Genomic DNA, 3,515 nt, shown 5'->3' on the forward strand with positions numbered 1-3,515 from the left:
TCCTCCTGAGGGCGATTATGCTCTATTCTAGACCTGTTGATACTAAGATTTATGACAAAATAGATACTAAATGTTTATTTTGTGCAATGGTGGCTAAGGTTAACCAAAATCCTCTCTCTTCCCAGCAGGGAGAAATTTTTCTATAATAATTAATTAGCGCGGGTATAGTTCAGTGGTAGAACGTCACCTTCCCAAGGTGAATGTCGTGGGTTCGAGTCCCATTGCCCGCTTCCTGAAATTCTTCCCATGCAAGCATTCCAGCCTTTGCTAATCTTTTTATAACTTTGGACTAATTCCTGGACTAAATTTGGACTATTTGAGGGCAATCGGAAGTCTCCAGAAAGCTGCGGCTTAAAAGCGGTGCTAGAAAAATGGCATCTAATTCTTAGCGATAATCGTCAGCGTAAATGCTTCGGATCAACTGCTCCGAAATATCCCTTATCTGGATTGGTAATCTGTGCTGAGTGCCGAAGCACTTGTTATTCTCAATCTGCACTCCTTAATACCGCTCAAGAAGAATTATATGTCCTTGGTTCCGTCAAACTCCCTTGATTCAAGAACTCTCTCAGAAAAAACAGTTTGAGTTGATTAAGAGTTGAAATAGTTGGTCAAAGCGCGATCGCGCTTTGAGTTGGAGTAGTTGTATAACTTGATCTAGCGAATTAACTCTAATCATCATAACTAAACTTCAAGGCGACCAACTGATCACTAGAACCGGGGTGCTGACAAAAGACTTCTTGGCAGGGATCGCGTTCATCTTTTCCACAACTCACCATCCGTTTAAATTGTTCGACTAGGATAGAGAAATTTAGGTTACCCCAAAGAAGGGGACGTTTGCTTGCAACTCAGGTTACTCTTTCTGCCGTTTCTGCAAACAGAGGCGTACTTAAATACCGTTCTCCGCCACTGGGTTGAATGACAACAATGCGTTTGCCCGCCCACTTCGCTTTCTGTCCCAGTTCCAAGGCTGCATAAACAGCTGCCCCCGTGGAAATGCCACTGAGAATCCCTTCCTGTTGGGCTAACTCTCGCCCCACCTGATAGGCTTGTTCTTCACTGACAATCATCACTTCATCAATTAAATCCACTCGCAAGACATCGGGAATAAAGCCCGCACCAATTCCTTGTAAATTGTGAACGTGGGGAGAACCGCCACTCAAAACAGGACTTAACGTGGGTTCGATCGCGATGATTTGTAGTTCGGGGTGGCGCTGTTTCAAATAGCGTCCAGCCCCCGTTAACGTGCCACCAGTTCCCACACCAACTACCACCGCATCCAAGTTACCATCAGTCTCTTCCCAAAGTTCCACACCCGTAGTCGTGTAATGGATTTTCGGATTGGCAGGATTGCTAAACTGTTGGGGAGAAAAGGAATTGGGAATGGTTGCCAAAAGTTCGTTGGCTCGCGCGATCGCGCCTGAGATATCCAAGGCTGCTGGAGTAGTGACAATTTCCGCCCCATAAGCTTTGATCAGTTGCATACGTTCTTGACTCATGTTTTCTGGGATCGTCAAAATCATGCGATACCCCTTGGCAGCACAAACCATTGCCAAGCCAATACCGGTATTCCCTGATGTGGATTCAATAATCGTAGATTCTCCTGGTTTGAGTAAGCCGCTGCGCTCTGCTTCTGCAACCATACTAATGGAAATGCGGTCTTTCACTGACTTAGCAGGATTCAAACTTTCTAACTTCAGCACAATTTCCGCCACACAGTCGTACTGTTGAGGAAGACGATTGAGCCGAACCAGAGGAGTCCCGCCGATAATTTCGGTAATATCGTTATAAATCTGCATATTTTTAAAGCACCATGAGCGGAAAGAAAACCGCAGTGAATCCCAACATCAATAAAATATGGGGGAGATTGGACTTCAGGAAACGCTTGGTGATCGCAAATAGAATATAAACGCTAAAAGCAAAAGACCACAATAGCACCGCACCTTGTAGGAAGTTCGCCACATCCAAACTCCAGGTTAGCGTTGGCAACAAGTTACCACTCAAACCCAAACTCCGCGCCAAAGTCGGCAATAGTGTTCCCGACTCGGTAATCGCTGTGGGAATATAGTAAGCGAGGTTCGCACCTAGAGTGAGGGGCAAATAGGCATAGACCACCTTTAAATAGTTGGGGAACTCCTGTTGTCCTATGGGAAAGACCAAACGCATCCACAACCGAGTTAATTGCTGAACGCCATAGGTAAAAACAAAGGGAAGGCTTAACAGCAGGGAGACCACTGGCAAAGAAACGAGCAAATGTTGGGAATCTAAGGGAATATCTCCCCAACCGAACCAGCTAAGCAATTTATTGCCTTCGTGCATAAATACACCGCCCAGCAATAACAGCAGTAACGCTGCTTCCGCCCAAAATGGCTGGTGACCTTCGAGCAAATCCGCTGCCGGAAAGCGCAGATTTAACTGCACCGAACGATTGGGACACGCCTTCAGACAAGTCATGCAGAACATACAATCTCGATTATCTTTTAATTGCGCTGGATGAGAATAAAGGGGACAACCTCCCGTTGCTTGTCCTTCTGTGGGCAGGGGGTCGGAAAAATTGACAGGCGTTTCCTCACTGCCTTTGTAGCAGCCAAAGGTATTGCATTGACTGCCACAGACTTGTTGGGTCGATCGCAGTTCAATCATCGAGAGCTTGGCAAATAAGCCGTTCATCCCGCCAATGGGACACAGATAGCGACACCACAAGCGACGTTCATAAATCAAACTAAAGATAATCGCACCAGCAGTGATAATCATTAATAGCCAAGCGGAGAGATAAGCAGTGTGGGGCAAATCCCACAGTTTCTCCCAGATGTAAATGGCGACAAATCCCCCCCATAGCCACCAAGCGCCCCAACGATTCAGTGCCTTAGTGTTCCAAGGTTTGAGGGAACGGGGAAAAATCCATAAGGAGAGTTTTCGTAACCATTCTGCTGTGATCATAAAGGGACAGACGGAACACCACAAACGCCCTAAAATTGGGAACAATAGCAAGTAGAAGGGCCACCACCAGGCCCAGAATAAATGCAGGGTAATGCTATCACCTCGATCTTGCAGACCAATGAAGCCCATGATGGTAACAGGGATAAAGGCAAGCATCATCAACACCCAAGTTCGGTGGGGCCACCAATGACTGAGGAGAAATCTACGCAACCCAGGAATCAGATTTAGGAGGTCAATGCGAAAGCTATTTTTCTGGGATTCCACCGACCATAAGACCTGTTCTGGGATGACAGTTTGCCCAGGTGGGGTCATGGCGACAGCACGTTTGAGGATGGCAGCGAGTTCGGCAATATTGCCAGGATAGTCGTAACTAATTAAGCGTCGCAAATCTGCTTGATCCAGTTCTAGCTGTTCGCGATCGCGCTCTTGACTAAACTTCTGCACAAAGTAGCGGGCGAAATCGCTGATATCAGCTTTGCGTTGACTGAGGGGGGGAAGTTTGATGCTGTGATGATCAATATCGGGAAGCGATATTTTTTGGGGGGCGATCAAGATGAGGCGGACTGAGAGTTGCCGAG

2 protein-coding genes and 1 tRNA gene are annotated in these 3,515 nt (G+C 46.7%); 1 reads left to right on the forward strand and 2 read right to left on the reverse strand.

Features of this window, described 5'->3' with window-relative positions:
- Positions 1-158: 158 nt before the first annotated feature.
- Positions 159-230, forward strand: a tRNA-Gly gene (locus GVY04_00270).
- 615 nt (positions 231-845) lie between these two features.
- Here GVY04_00270 and cysK read toward each other — a convergent pair.
- Together cysK and GVY04_00280 are read right to left on the reverse strand one after the other, a co-directional pair.
- Positions 846-1,796 (reverse strand): cysteine synthase A, encoded by a 951-nt coding sequence (cysK, locus tag GVY04_00275; protein NBD14612.1) that lies wholly within the window; start codon positions 1,794-1,796, stop codon positions 846-848.
- A gap of 4 nt (positions 1,797-1,800) precedes the next feature.
- On the reverse strand, positions 1,801-3,515 hold a 1,715-nt coding region (locus GVY04_00280), incomplete at its 5' end, for a 4Fe-4S binding protein (protein ID NBD14613.1).

The sequence above is a fragment of the Cyanobacteria bacterium GSL.Bin1 genome (assembly GCA_009909085.1).
GTDB lineage: Bacteria > Cyanobacteriota > Cyanobacteriia > Cyanobacteriales > Rubidibacteraceae > Halothece.

What these genes read in the sequence shown, in the direction of transcription:
- cysK (NBD14612.1), bottom strand. Translation starts at nt 1,796, where the DNA reads ATGCAGATTTATAACGATATTACCGAAATTATCGGCGGGACTCCTCTG.